Source organism: Microbacterium sp. A20 (assembly GCF_004794515.1).
Lineage (GTDB): Bacteria > Actinomycetota > Actinomycetes > Actinomycetales > Microbacteriaceae > Microbacterium.
On record NZ_SSDF01000084.1, the window covers coordinates 1 to 18,018 of the forward strand.

Consider the following 18,018-nt stretch of genomic DNA (forward strand, 5'->3'; position numbering starts at 1 on the left):
CCGGGGGCCCCCGCCCGCCGCAGCCACGCGGGCGGCTCCCCCGCGGCGAGCAGTCCGGCAGCGAGCGCGACGGCTCCCGCGGCCAGCAGTACCGCGCCCACGAGGAAGAGCACGCTGCGATTCACGAATCGGTTCGTCGCGTTCATGCGACCACTCCGTGCGCTTCGATGACGACGCGCGGGGTGGCCGAGAAGCCGAGCCCCGCGAGGATGTCGTTCGCCGCGTCCTCGGCGTCGGCTACCCGCACGAACACGCCGCTGGTCGGAGTGATGCGGACCTCGACCGTGCGCCGGCCCACGAACACGGCCACGCGACCGCGGTCGACCCCGGCGCGACGGGCGACCGCCGCGGCGATCGAGTCGGCGATCACGCCGTCGTCCACGAGCAGCGCGGTGCGCTCGGTGATGCGCGCGCGCCGCGCCCGGCGCCCGGGCAGCAGTGCGAGCGCGAGGAGCACGACGGCGAGGACTGTGAGCCCCCCGCCGATGCCGAACAGCACCGCCGGCTGCTGCACCCCGACGGAGATCCCCTCGAGCCGTGACGCGGCCGCGTCACGGAAGCCACCGTCGACCAGCCACCACACGGCGCCCGCAAGCAGCGCGATCAGGAGCAGTGCGCCGATGGACGCCACCACCATCGCCGCGGCCGTGCGAGACGTGTACGTCTCGCGACGCAGGACGCGGCGATACGTCGTCTGTTCGTTCGTCATCGCACTCTCCTCTCGGTACTCCGGCGCACGCCCGAGTACCGGACGTCCACGGTGCCGACCTCGCGGCCGGCCAGTTCTCGCATGCCGTCGATCAGACCGTTGCGGAGGTCCTCCCCGCTGTCGACCAGGGGCCGTCCGCTCTTCGTCGCGATGGCCACGGGCACCGTGACCGCGATCCGCAGTGCACCGTGCTCATCCGACAACTGCACCCCGACGTCGCGGACGGAGACCCGGGCGACATCGTGCGCGATGCCGACGGCGAGCCGCTGCAACGCGCGGGCGGTGAAGGTCGTCGTCCCCACGACGATGCCCTCCTCCGCCCGCGATGAGCGGTCGACCGTCATGAGGAGGAGCGCCGGCCTCGGAAGACCGCGGCGAGCGCCCGCAGGTCGAGCCGACCGTCGATGATGCGGCCGGCGACCGCGCCCACCAGCATCGCCAGAGCCACGAGCACGAAGGCCCAGAAGCCCAGGGCCAGCCAGGTCAACGCGAGAGCGGCCGCAGCCGCCGCTCCGATCACCGACGCGGTCACTGGACTCGCGTCTCCTGCGTGCCGTCGCCCTCGTCGTCGGAGGGGATGTGCACGTCGTTGACGGTCACGTTGACCTCGGCGACGTCCATGCCGACCAGTTCCACCATGGCGCGGTGGATGGCGGCGCGGACCTCATCCGCGACCTTCTGCAGGGAGACCGGGTACTCGGCGACGATCGTCACGTCGACCGCGACCTGCGTCTCGCCCACTTCGACGCTGATCCCCTGCGAGAGGTCGGTCGTGTTGAGCGCATCGCGGATCGCTCCCACCATGCGCGCGGCTCCCCCGCCGAGCGCGTAGACGCCGCTGACCTCGCGAGCAGCGATGCCGGCGATCTTCGCCACCACCGCATCCTCGATCGTGGTCTTCCCCGCAGCAGCCCCCAGCTGCGGTGCGACGATCTGGGTCTTGGGCTGAGTACTGCCGGTCACGTTCGCCATCTCGAGCTCCTTCATCCGTGTGTCCGTTCCCCCTGCGGAGTGCGGGTCGCCGTACAGCGACACCACTAGGACGGATGCCGGGCGGAGAACGTCACAGATTCGTCGGAACGTTTTCCGATCGATGGGTACGGACGCTCACAGTGCACTCCAAGGAAGAGAGTGCAATATTGCACTCCATGAGCGACAGTGCAGATTCATTGCGAGAGCAGCGCAAGCGCGAGACGTCCCGCGCACTCACCGATGCCGCACGCCGACTGACGACCGAGCAGGGCTTCGCCGGTTTCACCATCGAAGAGCTGTGCGCCGAGGTGGGTGTGTCCCGACGCACCTTCTTCAACTACTTCGAGAGCAAGGAGAACGCGGTCTTCGGGTTCGCGACCATCGACTCGCGTCAGGAGGCCCTCGAGGAGGAGTTCGCCTCTCAGCACGGCGACCTGCTCGACGACTTCATCCAGCTGACCATCCGCCGCTTCGAGCTCTTCAACCCGGTCGAGGATGCTCCGGCGATGTTCGCCGTGATCGAGCAGGAACCGCGTCTGCTCAAGGCCGCGTTCGAGCAGCTCGCGAAGAACGAACGCCGCGACATGGGGCTGATCGTCCGCCGCACCCCGGATGCCGCCGACGCCGAACTCCGCGCCGAGGTGATCGTGCACACCGTCGGCGCGCTCGTCCGGATGAGCATGGACCAGCTCCTGCACCACCACTCCACCGAGCCGTTCAGCGACCTCATCGCGCGACGCCTCGACCTCGCCCGCTCGCTCTACGCACCGTCACAGAAAGACCACTGAATGTCCGCCACCGCCACGAAGGATGCGCCCTTCCTGCTCACGAAGCGCCGCATCTGGATCATCTTCAGCGCGCTCATCGCGGGCATGCTGCTCTCCAGCCTCGATCAGACCATCGTCTCCACCGCCATGCCGACCATCGTCGGGCAGCTCGGCGGCGTGGACCACCAGGTCTGGATCACCACCGCCTACCTGCTGGCCACGACCATCGTGATGCCGATCTACGGCAAGTTCGGTGACGTCCTCGGCCGACGCAACCTGTTCCTGGTCGCCATCGCCCTGTTCACGCTGGCTTCGGTCGGCTGCGCGTTCGCCACCGACTTCTGGATGTTCGTCGTCTTCCGTGCCCTGCAGGGCCTCGGCGGTGGCGGTCTGATGATCCTGTCGCAGGCGATCATCGCCGACATCGTGCCGGCCAACGAGCGCGGCAAGTACATGGGCCCGCTCGGCGCCGTGTTCGGCCTGTCCGCTGTCGCCGGTCCGCTCCTCGGCGGCTACTTCGTCGACCACCTGACCTGGCAGTGGGCGTTCTACATCAACATCCCCGTCGGCATCGCCGCGTTCATCATCGCGCTGGTCGCGCTGAAGCTGCCGAGCAAGAAGGCCGAGAAGCCGATCGACATCTTCGGTGTGATCTTCCTCTCCATCGCGACCACCTGCCTGATCTTCTTCACCGACTTCGGCGGCGACAAGGAGTTCGGCTGGGATTCGCTGGCCACCTGGGCCTGGGGCGCCGGCCTGATCGTCGCAGCCACGGCCTTCGTGATCACCGAATCGCGGGTCAAGGACCCGATCATCCCGCTCAGTCTCTTCCGCAACCCGATCTTCGTGAACGCGACTGCGATCGGGCTGGTGCTCGGAATCGGGATGTTCGCGGCGATCGGCTTCGTGCCGACGTTCCTGCAGATGTCGTCCGGCACCTCGGCGGCGGAATCCGGTCTGCTGATGATCCCGATGATGGTGGGCCTCATGGGCACGTCGATCTTCACGGGCATCGCGATCTCCAAGACCGGCAAGTACAAGATCTATCCGATCCTCGGCACGATCATCACCGGCATCGCGATGGTCTCCATGACCACACTGTCGGCCTCGACACCGATCTGGCTGATCTGCACGTTCCTATTCGTGTTCGGCGCCGGGCTCGGCCTCATCATGCAGGTCGTCGTCCTGGTCGTGCAGAACGCGGTTCCCGCGGGCGAGCTCGGCACGGCCACCAGCACGAACAACTACTTCCGCGAGGTGGGGGCGTCGCTGGGCACCGCCGTGTTCGGCACGATCTTCACCACGCGCCTGACCGAAAATCTCACCGGGGTCTTCGCCGGGGCCGGAGCCTCGCCGGATGCCGCATCGCAGGCTGCGTCCACGATCGACCCGGCGACGTTGAGCACCCTTCCCGACGAGGTGCGCGACGGCATCGTCACCGCCTACGCCGATGCTCTGGCGCCGGTGTTCTGGTACCTCGTGCCCTTCATCGTGCTCGCGCTCGTGCTGTCGCTGTTCCTGAAGCAGATCCCCCTGTCGGATCAGGCCGGACTCGGCGCCCGCGGCGAGGCGATCAGCGGCGAGGAGGCGGAACGGCTGGAAGCCGAGCAGCGCGGCATCGCCCGTCCGAACGATCTCGCTGCGATGGAGGCTGGACCGGCCGACACGGCTCCCACCCCGACCGTCCGCTGACGCCGCCGGCGCCCTCGCCTTCCGATGAAGGGTGAGGGCGCTGTGGTGTCAAGCCCCTCCCCTTCTGCCACGCCATCGGTCATTCTTCACCGTGGGGACAGGTAGGAGAATGATGGAGCACGACCCGGACCGCAGGTTCGCCCTGGTGCACGTCAGCGACACCGATTGGGCGATCCACGATCTGCACTACCCGGAGGGCGACCACCGCCGGGTGGTCTGCACGATCTTCGAGGACGCACCGACGGAGTTCGAAGTCCTCTGGCGACGCGACCTCCCCCTCGCGTTGCGGTACTGCTCCGCCGAGGAGGTCCTCGACGCCGTGCGCCGGTTCCAGGACGCCTCACGGGCGACCCGCCCCATCCCCATCCCGCACCTGCCTCCGACGCGCAACCGGGGAGCCGGTCGAAGCGCTCCTCGCTGACGCACCGAGTCACCCTGCTGGACGCGATGGACCGGTGTGCGCAAAACTGACGAGAACACGCCGGCCTTCCCCACCGCCTGGAGCCCCCATGTCCTCTCCCGCACCCGCCCCCTCGTTCTGGAAGAGCTTCTGGGAGAAGGGCGGCTGGTGGCGAGCGCTCCTCCTCACGGCCGCCTACTTCATCCTCTTCCAACTGCTCTCGCTGGCATTCACCCCGCTCGCGCTGAACATCGAGGAGCCGAGCAGCGCGGCGGGCATCGCCGTGTTCTATGTGCTCCCCGAACTCGTCGGAGCCGTCATCCTCGCCGCGTTCACCCTCTCGGTCGGGTGGTGGGCTGAGCTCTTCGGCCGGCAGCCGATCCGCGGGAGGGGCTGGATGTGGATCGCCATCGTGGTGGTGCTGCTGTTCAACGTCCTCCGCTTCGCGACGATCGACTACGGTCGCGCCGGTTTCGACGTCGTCGCGACCTGGCTCCTGGCGGGACTCCTCATCGGGTTCACCGAAGAGGTGCTCACGCGCGGTCTGGTGGTGAACCTGTTGCGGAAGGCCGGCTACCGCGAGGTCGTGGTGGCCGTGATCTCGGCCGCGCTGTTCGCGGGGCTGCACGCGGGCAACCTGCTCAGCGGGCAGAACCTCTTCGCGACCGGATTCCAGCTCATCTACACCTTCGCCTTCGGCATCCTGATGTACCTCGCCCTCCGCGTCACCGGGACGATCATCGCGCCGATCCTGCTGCACGCGAGCACCGACCCGAGCATCTTCCTGCAGACCGCGTACCCCGCGGAAGGCGCGCTCACCGGCGTCGCCGGGTTCGGCAACATCGCCGTGATCGTCGCCGGCTTCGTGCTGATCTTCTTCATCCGCGGACGGGTGGGTGACGCACAGCCGGAATTCGCCGTGCCGAGCAAGTCTGCGTAACCGCCGCGCCGAACGGGTCGACGGTCTGCAGAAACGACAAAACCCCCGGGAAGCCGGGGGTTTTCGTCTGTAGCAGGAGCGGGGCTTGAACCCGCGACCTCACGATTATGAGTCGTGCGCTCTAACCAGCTGAGCTACCCTGCCGCGAGGCATCCGTCCGCGTGAGAAGAATGCTGCGAGCCCCGAGTCAGGATTGAACTGACGACCCCTTCCTTACCATGGAAGTGCTCTGCCACTGAGCTATCGGGGCGTGCTGCCCCTCGCGGGGCAACCGTACGAGAATACCATCACTGTGGCGTCCTCATGAAATCCGGGCCGGTCAGTACGACGTCCGCCCGGCGTTCTCGTTGAGCCAGGGCATCGGATCGATGGTCGACCCGTTGACGATGAGCTCGAAGTGCATGTGTGCGCCGTAGGAACGACCCGTGTTTCCGGTCTTGCCGACGATCGTGCCGACCTTGACGGTCTCGCCGGCCTTGACCTGCAGCGAGCCGTACTGCATGTGCGAGTAGTGGCTCGTGATGACCGACCCGTCGATGACGTGGTCGATGTAGACGGTCACGCCGTAGGCGCCGCCCTGCTCGGTCGCGATGCGGACGGTGCCGTCGGCGATCGCCTGGACCGGGGCGCCGTCGCCGGGAACGAAGTCGATGCCCTCGTGCAGGCGGCCGCTGCGCATGCCGTACCCGTAGCTCATGCCGACGCCGACCAGGAAGGGCCACTGGATGGCCGCGTCGGGGTCATTCGTGAAGATCTCGCCCGAGTAGTTGATGCCCTGCTCGGCAGCGACCTGGACCAGCGAGATGGTGCTGAAGTCGTCGGACCGTGCGAGCGACTCGTTCTCGACGCCCGAGGGTGCGACGAAGGCCTGGATCTCGTCGTCGGCCGCCCCTTTCGCGTCGGAAGCGGCAGCCGAGACCAGCGAGGTGGCCGCGACCGAGGTTCCCTGAACCGCGGCGACCGCCTCGGCGGGAAGAGTCATGGAGACGGCGAGGAGTCCTGCGAGGCTCATCACACCGACGCTCGCGCCGACGGCCACGACCTTGCGGAAGTTGCGCGGGCGACGGGAGGCGACATGCGCGGACGCCTCGGGCCGCTCGGAATCGGCAGCAGACTTGTGCGCGGTGAACGCGGAGGCGGAAGAGTCGACCGTCGGGATCGACCCCGTGCGGAAGGCTCGTGATGCGCGCTCGAAGGCGTCGACGTCATCTTCGAGCGGCAGGTCACTCGCCGGCTCCGGCGTCAAGTCGGCCGGGGCAGCGTCGACCTCATCGCCGACGACGATCTCGATGATCTGCTCCGCCGTGTCGACGGCCGACGGCGTGGCAGGCACATCGGCGATGATCGGCTCGGGAGTCGCGGCGATGAAAGGCTCGACGGGGGATTCGACCACGACGTCGTCGGTGGCCGGTCTCTGGCGTGCGGCGCGACGGGAAAGCGGTGCGACGACAGCGAGGGCGACGGCGGCGGCTTCTGCGGCCACGCTGGGTGCCGTCGTTCCCGCCGCGGAGGCTTCGGGCGCCTCAGTGCGGAGTCGGCTGGACCGGCGCGTGGGCGCAGAGGCAGCCTGGGGATTCTCGAAGGGCAAAGCGTTTCTCTCGGTCGTGCGTCAAGCTCGGGAGGGCAAACTCACACTTTCGCCTTCGGGTGGCGAAAGTAACGATCGGGTAAACCCTACCCTGATCAGCCTGGGAATGCCATGAATCGATCAGTGTTTCGGGGCGAGGATCTCGAGCAATCGCGCGTGCACATCGCGTCCTCCCGCGACGAGCATCGGGCGCGGTGATCCGACGTCGATTCTGGAGACGCGGCCTCCCGCCTCCGTGATCAGGAGCGCCCCGGCAGCATGGTCCCAGGGGCGGAGCCCGCGCTCGAAGTACCCGTCGAGTCGCCCGGCGGCGACGTAGGCGAGGTCGAGCGCCGCAGCACCCATGCGTCGGAGATCGCGTGCCATCGGCATGACCCGCGCCACCGTGGCGAGGTCGCCGTCATGGGTGGCGGGGTCGTAGCCGAAACCGGTGCCGAGGAGCGCACCCGCGGGAGTCTCTTCGGTCACCGCGAGGCGACTTCCCTTCAACCATGCCCCGTGACCGCGAGCCGCAGTGAAGGTCTCGCCGAGAGCGGGCGCGTCGACGGCTGCAGCGAGCGCCACCCACGACTCCGGATCGGGTTCGCCCTGCACGGCCGCGATGCTGACGTTGTACGCCGGGATGCCGTAGGCGTAGTTCACCGTGCCGTCGATCGGATCGACGACCCACGTGATCCCGCTCGCGCCCTGCTCGGCCCCCGACTCCTCGCCGAGGAAGCCGTCTTCGGGACGGGCGGCGCGCAGGCGCTCTCGGATGAGGGCCTCGACCTCGCGATCGGCATCGGTCACGATGTCGGCGAGCGTCGTCTTGGTCGCTGCGAGACGCACGCCCTCGGACCGACGGGTGCGGGCGAGCGCTCCGGCTTCCCGGGCGATCTCGGTCGCGAGCTCGCTGAGCTCTATCTCGAGCGTCACGGCGCGGGCTGCTGCGGTACGGGGGGCGGCGGGGGGAACGCCGGCGGTTCGCCCTGCTGCGGGGTCGGCGGCTGACCTCCGGCAGGAGCGGGTGGAACGAGGTGGCCACCAGGAGCCGCGGGCGGTGCGGGCTGCGACGGTGCGGGTTGCGACGGTGCGGGCTGGGGCGGGGCGGGCTGGGGCGCAACCGGGAAGCTCGTGGTGGGCGCTGCAAGCTGCGGCTGCTGCGGCGTCGGGTAGCCGGTGTAGTAGGCGTTCCAGTCGGGCGAGGAGTCGGGAAGCGCCGGCAGCGGGGTGATCCCATCGGCATAGGTCGGCCACGACGGGGCCGCGGCCAGCGCCGGAACCGCCGAGACCTTCTTCTTCGGCGCGAACAGCGCATTGAGCAGCGGGATGAGCGTGGTTCCGACAGCGACGAGGATCGTCAGCGCGACGACGATCCTCCAGTACAGCTCGCCGTAGTGGAAGGTGTTCGGGAAGGCGAGGAAGAACACGAGCATGCCGACGAGTCCGACCAGGAACGTGACCGTGACGATGTAGATCACCCGCGTGAATGTCGTGACGTGCCGCTGAGCGGCCGGAGTGAACAGACGCACATGCAGGAGGGCGAGCTGAAGGATGCCGATCACGAGCAGCAGCTGGAAGAAGCGCTCCGCCCCGAAGAACACGCCTTCTTCGGGGAGCCAGATCTTGACGGCACCCACCAGCAGCGCCACGATCCAGCTCACCATGCTGGCCAGTTGCAGCCAGTCGGGGCGATTCGGTGCGAGGCCCGCCTCGAGGATCGCGATCCCTGCGAAAGCCGCCAGGAGCAGGATCGTCAGGAACGCCCTTCCGATCAGACCGTCCTGGTCTCCCACGAGCACCCAGATGACGCACACGAGCGCTGCGGCGATCAGGGCCCCGATGGCGATCCAGAGTGAACCTCGGATCAGCAGCGACATATTCTTCTTCTCACCCTGCGGCTGCGTGGTGATGTCCGGCTGGGACATGGCGATCCTCTCGTCGAGCGGCGATGCCTTCATCCTGCCACGCGCATCGCCAGAGCCGACGGCCGAGCGCCGCACTGAGGAGAAGTCTTCGCAGAACGCCGATGCGGGGAGGAGAGGTCAGCCCGACTTCTTCGCGGATGCGGCGGCGAAGGCCGCAACCCTGGCCTGCGCATCCGGAGTCTCCAGGGCTGCGCCGATCGACCGCGCCTCTTCGGTCAGCTGCTCGACGAAAGAGCGTTCGGGCTGCGAGCGCACGAGCCGCTTCGCCTGTCCGTACGCGTCGGCTGCTCCGGCGAGCCAGAAGCGTGCGATCTCCTCACCGCGGGCCCGCACGGCATCGGCCTCGGCGGACCCGTCCGCGCCCGTCACGGCCTCGGCGACGAGCCCCCACTCCACCGCCTCCGATGCCGACAGCAGCCGATCCTGGAGCACGAGCTGCAACGCGCGCCGCTGGCCCACGGCTCGGGCGAGCTGCGCCGAGACCGAGAGGTCGGGAGTCAGGCCGATGTTCGCGTACAGGCTGCCGAGCTTGGAACGCGAGCCCACGACCGCGTAGTCGCTGGAGAGCAGGATGCCGAGGCCTCCGCCGGCCGTGGTGCCGTGCGCGGCCGCGACCACGGGCACCGCGGACTCGGTGAGCGAACGGATACCGGCGTTGATCACCTCGGCGAGCGCGGTGATCTCCGCTCCGGATGCGCCCATCGTCGTGGCCATGTCGATGACGTCGCCGCCCGCGCAGAAGGCCGGGCCTGCCGCATCGATGAGGATCGCCTTCACGTCGGGCCGCGATGTCGCCTCGGCGGTCGCATCCTTCCACGCGTGCGCGAGGTCGGCGTTGAACGCGTTGAGTCGAGCAGGGCGGTTCAGCGTGAGCCGAGCCATACCCTCTTCGACGGCGAACAGGATGGCATCACTCATGGCTTCTCCTTCGAGCACAGGACGTGTGGTCCAGCGTAACCGCGATCAGCTCTGCTCCCAGACCCGCGAGACGAAGCTCTCCATCCGTCGCCGTGTGCCGTCGAGTCGGAAGTCGACCTGCCCGGGAGTCCTGATCTCGTTGGGCGCGAGCGGGTGCGCCAGACGCACGTTGTCGTGGCAGGAGAGGTCGGCGCACATGTACGTGCCGAACGAGTCCCCCCGTCGCCCCGCCTCGCCGGCGCGCCGTGCGGAGAGGAGCGCGATCTGGTTGCCCGGCTGCATGGTGTGGCAGATGTTGCACATGCCGGAGCGTCCGCGCCCCGGCTCGGTGGCGCGAAGCACGATGCCGACGACCCGGTCGCCGTGCGGGATCAGCACGTAGCCGCGGCGAGTGGCGCTCGGATCCTGCCAGGCGAAGAAGTCGAGGTAGTCCCAGTCGATGAGCACGAAGTCGTGCGGCATCTCCATGGTCCGCAGCTCATCGGCATCCGCATTGACGAACGATGCCCTGACGTCGGCCTCTGTGAGCGGTCGCATCACTCCAGTCTATGAACGCTCGACGCCCGACGGCGCCGTGACATCTTCTGCGCCCGCGTCCGACCGATCCCGGATGAGGAAACCGAAGCCGAACGCGATGAAGAACATGAGCACTCCGTAGACGGCTGCGGGGAGGCTCAGCTCCACGGAGCCGAGCACGGACTGCGCGATCACGATCGCGAGCGTCGCGTTGTGGATGCCGATCTCGAACGACGTGGCGATCGCCTGTCGCTTCCCCACCCGCAGCATCCGAGGGACCAGGAACCCGATGGCGAGGCTGATCAGACAGAACAGCACGGTGATGAGGGCGAGTTGCGTGAAGTTGGCCACCAGCAGCGTCCAGTTCGAGGCCACAGCGCCGGCGATCACGACGATCAGGATGATCACCGAGGCGATGCGCACCGGCTTGTCCATGCCCGTGGCGAACTTCGGCCAGAAGCGCCGCACGAGCATGCCCAGTGCCACCGGCAGCAGCACGATCGCGAAGACCTCGAGCGCCTTCGACCACTGCAGTCCGAGTCGATCGTCGAACGGCTGGAAGTAGGCGATGGCGAAGTTGGTGATGATCGGAAGCGTGATCACCGCGATGACCGAGTTGACCGCAGTGAGCGAGATGTTCAGCGCGATGTCCCCGCGGAACAGGTGGCTGTAGAGGTTGGCGGTGGTTCCGCCGGGAGATGCGGCCAGCATCATCATGCCGACTGCGAGGATCGGCGGGAGCTGGAACGCCAGCACGAGTCCGAAGCAGATCGCCGGCAGCACGACGAGCTGGCAGAGCAGTGCGATGATCACCGCCTTCGGCTGCTTCAGGACCCTCGCGAAGTCGGCGAGGGTGAGGCTGAGCCCGAGGCCCAGCATGATGATGCCCAGAGCGACGGGCAGTCCGATGGTGGTCAACGCTGATCCCATGGGACTCAGTGTGACGGATGGAGGGCCTCGGTGTCACCCGTTATCGCGTCAATCGATGCATACATACGACCAGGGCGACTAACATGTTAGCCGCCCCTCGCGCAGCAGCAGCTTGCCGACGATGCCCCGCGATCAGCGCAGGAGCACGGGCCCTGCTGAGGAAGAAGATGATGAGATGAACGATTCGCACGCCTGGCGCCCGCTGATTGCCCTTCTCGCGAACCCGGAGACGCGCCGGGTCGCGGCCGAGGTAATGCTCGGTGGCACCGTCGAGGCGGCGACGGCCGGGCTCTCCCCCTCGCGACGCCGGCGGGTATCGGAGGCCATCGTGCAGAGCGGACTGGTCGACGCGGAGACCCAGGCGCTCGCGCCCGACGTGTTCCGAGAGATTCTGGCGTCGGCCACCGTTCCCCGGCGCGAAGGAATCGAACGGTTCACGGACGGGAAGCGAATCCGCCAGTACCCGGCGAACCTGCAAGAGCGCGGCGAGCTCCTCGCCTGGGTCGCCCGCGAGGTCTTCTCCGCCGACGAAGTGCTGCCGGAACGGGAAGTGAATGCGCGGCTACTCCCCTACTCCGAGGACGTGGCGGTGTTGCGCCGATACCTCGTGGACTACCAGCTCGTGGAACGCCGCGCGGACGGCACCGAGTACGCGCTGACGGGCAGCGCCCCGGTGGTGCTAGCCGACGAGGAGCCCTAGACCGCGGATGCCGTCGACGACGTTGTCGTGATCCTCTGCCGAGGGCAGACCCGATATCGTCGCGACCGCGACCACGCCCACTCCCTCCACGCGGATGGGCACAGCACCGCCCGCGACGGTGTACGCAGCGGGATCGAGCCAACCCGATTCGTGCATATCGCGCCCGCCGTTCTCGATGCGCGCTTCCAGCAGCGCGGTGCTCGTTTCGAAGCGGAGGGCTGTCGCGGCCTTCTTCTCCACCCAGGAATCGTTGTCGGCGGTCGCGCCCGGCAGCGACGCATGGAACAGGATCCCTGACGAGGTGCGAACGTCGACGGCGACTGGGTGGCCATCTGCGAGCGCCCGTTCTGCGATGAGACGCCCGAGTTCCCATGCGTCCTTGCGGTCGAACCGCCGCAGCACGAGTTCGAGGTGTTCTTTCTCCAACTGGGCGAGCCTTGCTGCATCGGTCATCGGCGCTGCCTCTCGTAGACGGTTCGGTTCAGACTGTAGCGGGCGGCGGCAGGAGTCGGTCGACGCGCAGCGAGTGCGCGTTCGACCCCTGCGCGTCTGAGAGCTGAAAGAGACCACGCGACAAGCCGAAAGGCCGCCGACTCGAGTCGGCGGCCTTTCGGACCATCACGGCGTTTGGTGGCGAGTGAGGGATTCGAACCCCCGAATGCAGAGCAGTCTGATTTACAGTCAGATCCCTTTGGCCGCTTGGGTAACTCGCCAGAGCGCACCCGTCCGACTTGAACAGCCAACCGGGGGCACGAAAGACAAGCATACCTGCCCGAGGCGGGTGCAAGAAATCGAACCGTCAGCTGCCGCGGACCCCGCGCTGGGCATCCGCCGACGACTCCGGAGTGCGCAGCAGACCGCCCTCCGCACGACACGTCGCGGCCGCGATGTCCATGGCCCGGACGAGGAGCACGCGCCATTCATCCAGCGCGGTCGGTGAGTCGGACACCAGCCCGGCGGCGACGGCTGCGAGCGTCGCGTCTCCCGCACCGACCGTATCGATCACGTCACCGGCGAGCGGGGTGATCGGTGCGGAGACGATGCCCGCGTCCGTGTCGAGCGTGGCCCCGGCAGCACCTGCTGTAGCCAGCACCGCGGCGGCGCCGATCTCGCGAAGGCGCCCGCGCAGCGCGTCGAGGTCGCCGTCGTAGAGAACGGCCGCGTCGTCGGCGCCGACCTTGACGATGGCGGCCGATGCGGCGATCCGCTCGAAACCGCGGACGAACTCGACGCGATCGCGCAGCATCCCGAGGCGGGGATTGGGGTCCACGGCGACACGGGCATCCGCGAGGGCGTCGACGAGAGCAACCACCTCTGTCGGCTCGTCGAAGGGGAAGCAGCTGATCGCGACGAGCCCGGCATCCGCGATCGCCGCTCGAGCTTCGTCCGAATACCGGATGCTGCGCTGCCGGGCGGCCTCGTTGAAGACGTACTCCGGTTCACCGTTCGTCGCGCGCCGCACGATCGCCCGCGACGAGCCGAGCGGCGCATCGCTCGAGATCAGGCGCACCCCGTGATCGGACAGATACTCACGAATGTGCCCGCCGGCCTCATCCTCGCCCACCATGGCGATCAGTGTGGTGTCGATCCCCAGCCGACGAAGGCCCACGGCGACGTTCAGCGCTGCCCCGCCGACGAGCTCGCGCACACCGGCACGGTCGTGGATCTCGTCGATCAGAGCGTCGCCGATCACGACCACGGACCGGGAGGAGGATGTCTCGTTGCTCACCCGCCGACACTACCGCGCCCACTTCCCCGCCGGCCCCGCACCTCGCACGCGCCACACGATGTCCCCAACCGATCGAGGCTCCTCTCGGCGACGCGTCCGCCGCACAACTTCGGAGATCAGGCCCGACACGCCGCGCCGACGGCCCAGAGGGCGGCGCGCCCACCGCGATCTCCGAAGTTGTGCACTCGGCGGGACCGGCAACATCACCGAGAGCACGAAGAAGGCCCCGGGGCGAACCCCGGGGCCTTCCTCAATCACTCAGCACTCAGTTGTGTCGCGACTTCGTCGCTCGACAACCTCAATCGGCTCGGCCGGACGAGCAAGCTCGCCGGCTCTCGCCTCAATCAGTTATAAGTACCGGGGGTGATGTCGTCCGTCGAGAACGCGTCGAAGTCGACGTAGCCGAAGTCGCCGTCGGCGTAAGCACCGTCGGATGCGAAGATCCGGTTCGGGTAGCGCTCGCTCTTGGCTTCCTCGGTGGCCTCGACCGTGACGTCGCGGTACTTCGAGAGACCGGTTCCGGCGGGGATGAGCTTACCGATGATGACGTTCTCCTTGAGACCGACCAGCGGGTCGCGCTTGCCCTGCATCGCAGCCTCGGTGAGCACGCGGGTCGTCTCCTGGAAGGAGGCGGCAGACAGCCACGACTCGGTCGCGAGCGACGCCTTCGTGATACCCATCAGCTCCGGTCGTCCCGACGCGGGGCGCTTGCCCTCTGCCACGGTCTCGCGGTTGATCGACTGGTAGCGCTTGAGGTCGACCATCTCACCCGGCAGCAGGTTCGTGTCGGCGTGATCGACGACAGTGACCTTGCGGAGCATCTGACGGACGATGACCTCGATGTGCTTGTCGTGGATCGGCACACCCTGCGAGCGGTACACGCCCTGGACGCCGCCGACGAGGTAACGCTGCACCTCGCGAGCACCCATGACACGCATGATCTCCTTGGGGTCGAGCGTGCCCACCAGGATCGGCTGACCGACCGTGACGTGCTGCCCGTCCTCGACGAGAAGCGTCGCACGCTTCAGCACCGGGTAGATGACCGGCTCTTCACCGCTGTCGGGCGTCAGGATGACCTTCTTGCCCTTGTCGGTCTCGTCGATCGCGATGCGGCCATCGGCCTCGGCGATCGGCGACGCGCCCTTGGGGGTACGCGCCTCGAAGAGCTCCTGCACACGGGGAAGACCCTGCGTGATGTCGTCCGCCGATGCCGAACCACCCGTGTGGAAGGTACGCATCGTCAGCTGGGTACCGGGCTCACCGATCGACTGGGCCGCGATGATGCCGACGGCCTCGCCGATGTCGACGGTCTTACCCGTCGCGAGCGAACGGCCGTAGCACTGCGCGCAGACACCGACGGCGGAGTCGCAGGTCAGGACCGAGCGCACCTTGATGGTCTCGACGCCCAGAGCGACCAGCTTGTCGATCAGCACGTCACCCACGTCGTCACCGGCAGAAGCGAGGACCTCGCCCTTGCTGTCGACCACGTCGGAGGCCAGGGTACGAGCGAACACCGAGTTCTCGACGTTCGCGTCGCGCACCAGCTCGCCCTGCGAGTTCGGAGCGGCGATCGGGAGCTCGAGGCCCTTCGACGTGCCACAGTCCTCTTCGCGGATGATGACGTCCTGCGAGACATCCACCAGACGACGGGTCAGGTAACCCGAGTCGGCGGTACGCAGAGCGGTGTCGGCCAGACCCTTACGGGTACCGTGCGTCGCGATGAAGTACTCCGCAACCGACAGACCCTCGCGGTACGAGGAGATGATCGGACGCGGGATGATCTCACCCTTGGGGTTGTTCACCAGACCACGCATACCGGCGATGTTCCGGATCTGCAGCCAGTTACCACGGGCGCCCGAGGACACCATGCGGTTGATGGTGTTGTCCTCCGGGAAGTTCGCCTTCATCGCGGCCTGGACCTCGTCGGTCGCCTCGGTCCAGATCTTGATGAGCTCCTGGCGACGCTCGGAGTCGGTCGTCAGACCCTTCTCGTACTGCGACTGGACCTTCGCGGCCTGCTTCTCGTAGCCCGCGACGATCTCCGCCTTGTTCGGCGGGGTGAGGATGTCGCTCAGGGCGACGGTCACACCGGAGCGCGTGGCCCAGTAGAAGCCGGCGTCCTTGATGCGGTCCAGCGATGCAGCGGTCTCGACCTTGGGGTACTCCTCGGCCAGCTTGTTGACGATCTGCGACAGCTTGTTCTTGTCAGCCTGCTCGCGGACGAACGGGTAGCCCTTCGGCAGCGTGTCGTTGAAGATCGCCTGACCCAGCGAAGCGTCCACGAGACCGTGGCGCTCGTAGCCCTCGGGAGCTTCGCCCTCGAGGAAGGTCAGACCCGGGATGCGGATGCGGATCTTCGCCTGCAGGTCGAGGGTGCCCTCGTCCTTGGCCAGGATCGCCTCGCCCACCGAACCGAATGCACGACCCTCACCGGCTGCGCCCTCCTTGACCGTGGTCAGGTGGTGCAAACCGATGATCATGTCCTGCGAAGGCAGGGTGACCGGGCGTCCGTCGGACGGCTTCAGGATGTTGTTCGACGCGAGCATCAGCACGCGGGCCTCGGCCTGAGCCTCGACCGACAGCGGCAGGTGCACAGCCATCTGGTCACCGTCGAAGTCGGCGTTGAACGCCGCGCAGACGAGCGGGTGCAGCTGGATGGCCTTGCCCTCGACGAGCTGCGGCTCGAACGCCTGGATGCCGAGGCGGTGCAGCGTGGGTGCACGGTTCAGCAGAACCGGACGCTCACGGATGATCTCCTCGAGCACGTCCCAGACCTCGGGACGGGTGCGCTCGACCGCGCGCTTGGCGGCCTTGATGTTCTGCGAGTGGCCGAGGTCGATCAGACGCTTGATGACGAACGGCTTGAAGAGCTCCAGAGCCATCTGCTTGGGCAGACCGCACTGGTGCAGCTTCAGCTGCGGGCCGACGATGATGACCGAACGGCCCGAGTAGTCGACGCGCTTGCCGAGCAGGTTCTGGCGGAAACGACCCTGCTTACCCTTCAGCATGTCGCTGAGGGACTTCAGGGCACGGTTGCCGGTACCGGTGACGGGACGACCGCGACGGCCGTTGTCGAACAGTGCGTCGACGGCCTCCTGCAGCATGCGCTTCTCGTTGTTGACGATGATCTCGGGGGCACCGAGGTCGATCAGACGACGAAGACGGTTGTTGCGGTTGATGACGCGGCGGTACAGGTCGTTCAGGTCGGACGTCGCGAAACGGCCACCGTCGAGCTGGACCATCGGGCGCAGCTCCGGCGGGATGACCGGAACGACGTCGAGGACCATCGCGGCCGGGCTCATGCCGGTCTCGAGGAACGAGCTGACGACCTTGAGGCGCTTGATCGCACGGATCTTGCGCTGGCCCTTGCCCTCGGAGATCTGCAGGCGCAGGTTCTCCGCCTCGGCGACCAGGTCGAACGCCGCGAGGCGACGCTGGATCGACTCGGCACCCATGTAGGCCTCGAAGTACTGACCGAAGCGGTCCTGCAGCTCGTGGAAGACGTCGTCCTCCGGGCGCAGTGCGCCGACCTCGAGGGTGCGGAAGTCTTCCCACACGCGCTCGAGCTTGGCGATCTGCTCGTCGGCACCCTTGCGGATGAGGGACATCTCCTTCTCGGCGGCGTCCTTCACCTTCTTCTTGGCGTCGGCCTTGGCACCCTCTGCCTCGAGGGCAGCGAGCTCCTCCTCCAGCTTGGCCAGGCGCTCCGCGATCTTGGAGTCGCGGCGGTCGCCGAGCGTCTTCAGCTCGAGACGGATGTTGTTCTCCTGCGTGCCCAGGTCGCGGTGACGAGCATCCTCGTCGACCGAGATGACCATGTAGGCGGCGAAGTAGATGACCTTCTCGAGGTCCTTCGGCGCCATGTCGAGCAGGTAGCCGAGACGCGAGGGCACGCCCTTGAAGTACCAGATGTGGGTGACGGGAGCGGCGAGCTCGATGTGACCCATGCGCTCACGACGGACGGAGCTCTTGGTGACCTCCACGCCGCAGCGCTCGCAGACGATGCCCTTGAAGCGGACACGCTTGTACTTGCCGCAGGCGCACTCCCAGTCGCGGGACGGGCCGAAGATCTGCTCTCCGAAGAGACCATCCTTCTCCGGCTTCAGGGTGCGGTAGTTGATGGTTTCGGGCTTCTTGACCTCACCGTACGACCACGCGCGGATGTGGTCCGCGGTGGCCAGGCCGATGCGAAGCTCATCGAAAGTGTTTGACTCGAGCACTGATTCTCCTGTGTCGGAATTCTTTTTGAG

At 67.4% G+C, this 18,018-nt stretch carries 18 protein-coding genes and 3 tRNA genes; 5 read left to right on the forward strand and 16 right to left on the reverse strand.

The annotated features are described in order from the left end of the window. Positions 1-142: 142 nt before the first annotated feature. Genes DW298_RS13100 through DW298_RS13115 form a run of 4 tightly spaced genes read right to left on the reverse strand, consistent with a single transcriptional unit; the run spans position 143 to position 1,681 of the window. Positions 143-709, reverse strand: coding sequence for a hypothetical protein (locus DW298_RS13100; RefSeq protein ID WP_136042899.1), 567 nt, complete (start codon positions 707-709; stop codon positions 143-145). Then, entirely contained in the window at positions 706-1,011 is a 306-nt protein-coding gene (locus DW298_RS13105; protein WP_205820374.1) for a hypothetical protein, read from the reverse strand. The genes DW298_RS13100 and DW298_RS13105 overlap by 4 nt, the downstream gene beginning before the upstream one ends. Positions 1,012-1,049: 38 nt before the next feature. Beyond that, on the reverse strand, positions 1,050-1,241 hold the full coding sequence (locus DW298_RS13110) for a DUF2273 domain-containing protein (RefSeq protein WP_136042901.1): 192 nt from the start codon (positions 1,239-1,241) through the stop codon (positions 1,050-1,052). After that, complete coding sequence (locus DW298_RS13115; protein WP_240745128.1) at positions 1,238-1,681, reverse strand: Asp23/Gls24 family envelope stress response protein; 444 nt, start codon at positions 1,679-1,681, stop codon at positions 1,238-1,240. The genes DW298_RS13110 and DW298_RS13115 overlap by 4 nt, the downstream gene beginning before the upstream one ends. Before the next feature lie 176 nt (positions 1,682-1,857). Here DW298_RS13115 and DW298_RS13120 point away from each other — a divergent pair, with 176 nt between their 5' ends. From DW298_RS13120 to DW298_RS13135, 4 genes are all read left to right on the forward strand, one after another. Then, a complete protein-coding gene (locus DW298_RS13120) occupies positions 1,858-2,469 on the forward strand; it encodes a TetR/AcrR family transcriptional regulator (RefSeq protein WP_136042903.1) in 612 nt (203 codons plus the stop codon). Next, positions 2,470-4,140 carry an MDR family MFS transporter gene (locus tag DW298_RS13125; protein ID WP_136042904.1) on the forward strand — a complete coding sequence of 557 codons (1,671 nt, stop codon included), beginning with the start codon at positions 2,470-2,472 and terminating at the stop codon, positions 4,138-4,140. A gap of 109 nt (positions 4,141-4,249) precedes the next feature. Then, positions 4,250-4,561: a hypothetical protein gene (locus DW298_RS13130; protein ID WP_240745129.1), complete on the forward strand. Its 312-nt coding sequence runs from the start codon at positions 4,250-4,252 to the stop codon at positions 4,559-4,561. An 88-nt stretch (positions 4,562-4,649) separates the two neighbouring features. Continuing rightward, on the forward strand, positions 4,650-5,480 hold the full coding sequence (locus DW298_RS13135; RefSeq protein ID WP_136042905.1) for a CPBP family intramembrane glutamic endopeptidase: 831 nt from the start codon (positions 4,650-4,652) through the stop codon (positions 5,478-5,480). Between the two features lie 70 nt (positions 5,481-5,550). Here the strand turns inward: DW298_RS13135 and DW298_RS13140 are convergent. The 8 genes from DW298_RS13140 to DW298_RS13175 form a co-directional block, all read right to left on the reverse strand. Further along, positions 5,551-5,624: transfer RNA gene (locus DW298_RS13140), tRNA-Met, on the reverse strand. 34 nt (positions 5,625-5,658) lie between these two features. After that, positions 5,659-5,730, reverse strand: a tRNA-Thr gene (locus DW298_RS13145). A gap of 69 nt (positions 5,731-5,799) precedes the next feature. After that, positions 5,800-6,963, reverse strand: coding sequence for a M23 family metallopeptidase (locus tag DW298_RS13150; protein WP_240745130.1), 1,164 nt, complete (start codon positions 6,961-6,963; stop codon positions 5,800-5,802). A gap of 225 nt (positions 6,964-7,188) precedes the next feature. Further along, the gene (locus DW298_RS13155; RefSeq protein ID WP_136042907.1) at positions 7,189-7,983 is read right to left on the reverse strand and encodes an inositol monophosphatase family protein; all 795 of its coding nucleotides are present in this window, start codon (positions 7,981-7,983) and stop codon (positions 7,189-7,191) included. Next, on the reverse strand, positions 7,980-8,975 hold the full coding sequence (locus DW298_RS13160; RefSeq protein WP_136042908.1) for a hypothetical protein: 996 nt from the start codon (positions 8,973-8,975) through the stop codon (positions 7,980-7,982). Before DW298_RS13160 ends, DW298_RS13155 begins: the two co-directional genes overlap by 4 nt. Positions 8,976-9,092: 117 nt before the next feature. Continuing rightward, positions 9,093-9,893, reverse strand: coding sequence for an enoyl-CoA hydratase/isomerase family protein (locus DW298_RS13165; protein ID WP_136042909.1), 801 nt, complete (start codon positions 9,891-9,893; stop codon positions 9,093-9,095). Between the two features lie 45 nt (positions 9,894-9,938). Continuing rightward, a complete protein-coding gene (locus DW298_RS13170; RefSeq protein WP_136042910.1) occupies positions 9,939-10,430 on the reverse strand; it encodes an FBP domain-containing protein in 492 nt (163 codons plus the stop codon). A gap of 9 nt (positions 10,431-10,439) precedes the next feature. Then, positions 10,440-11,339 carry a bile acid:sodium symporter family protein gene (locus tag DW298_RS13175; RefSeq protein WP_136042911.1) on the reverse strand — a complete coding sequence of 300 codons (900 nt, stop codon included), beginning with the start codon at positions 11,337-11,339 and terminating at the stop codon, positions 10,440-10,442. Positions 11,340-11,460: 121 nt separating this feature from the next. Between DW298_RS13175 and DW298_RS13180 the strand changes: the two genes are divergently transcribed. Beyond that, positions 11,461-12,039, forward strand: a complete 579-nt coding sequence (locus DW298_RS13180; protein WP_136042912.1) for a DUF2087 domain-containing protein — start codon at positions 11,461-11,463, stop codon at positions 12,037-12,039. Here DW298_RS13180 and DW298_RS13185 read toward each other — a convergent pair. From DW298_RS13185 to rpoC, 4 genes are all read right to left on the reverse strand, one after another. Next, positions 12,019-12,492: a heme-binding protein gene (locus DW298_RS13185; RefSeq protein ID WP_136042913.1), complete on the reverse strand. Its 474-nt coding sequence runs from the start codon at positions 12,490-12,492 to the stop codon at positions 12,019-12,021. The genes DW298_RS13180 and DW298_RS13185 overlap by 21 nt on opposite strands. Positions 12,493-12,667: 175 nt before the next feature. Then, positions 12,668-12,752 (reverse strand) — tRNA-Tyr (locus DW298_RS13190). 86 nt (positions 12,753-12,838) lie between these two features. Then, a complete protein-coding gene (locus DW298_RS13195) occupies positions 12,839-13,768 on the reverse strand; it encodes a PfkB family carbohydrate kinase (RefSeq protein WP_136042914.1) in 930 nt (309 codons plus the stop codon). Positions 13,769-14,112: 344 nt separating this feature from the next. Continuing rightward, on the reverse strand, positions 14,113-17,988 hold the full coding sequence (gene rpoC, locus DW298_RS13200; protein WP_029261838.1) for a DNA-directed RNA polymerase subunit beta': 3,876 nt from the start codon (positions 17,986-17,988) through the stop codon (positions 14,113-14,115). Positions 17,989-18,018 lie beyond the last annotated feature (30 nt).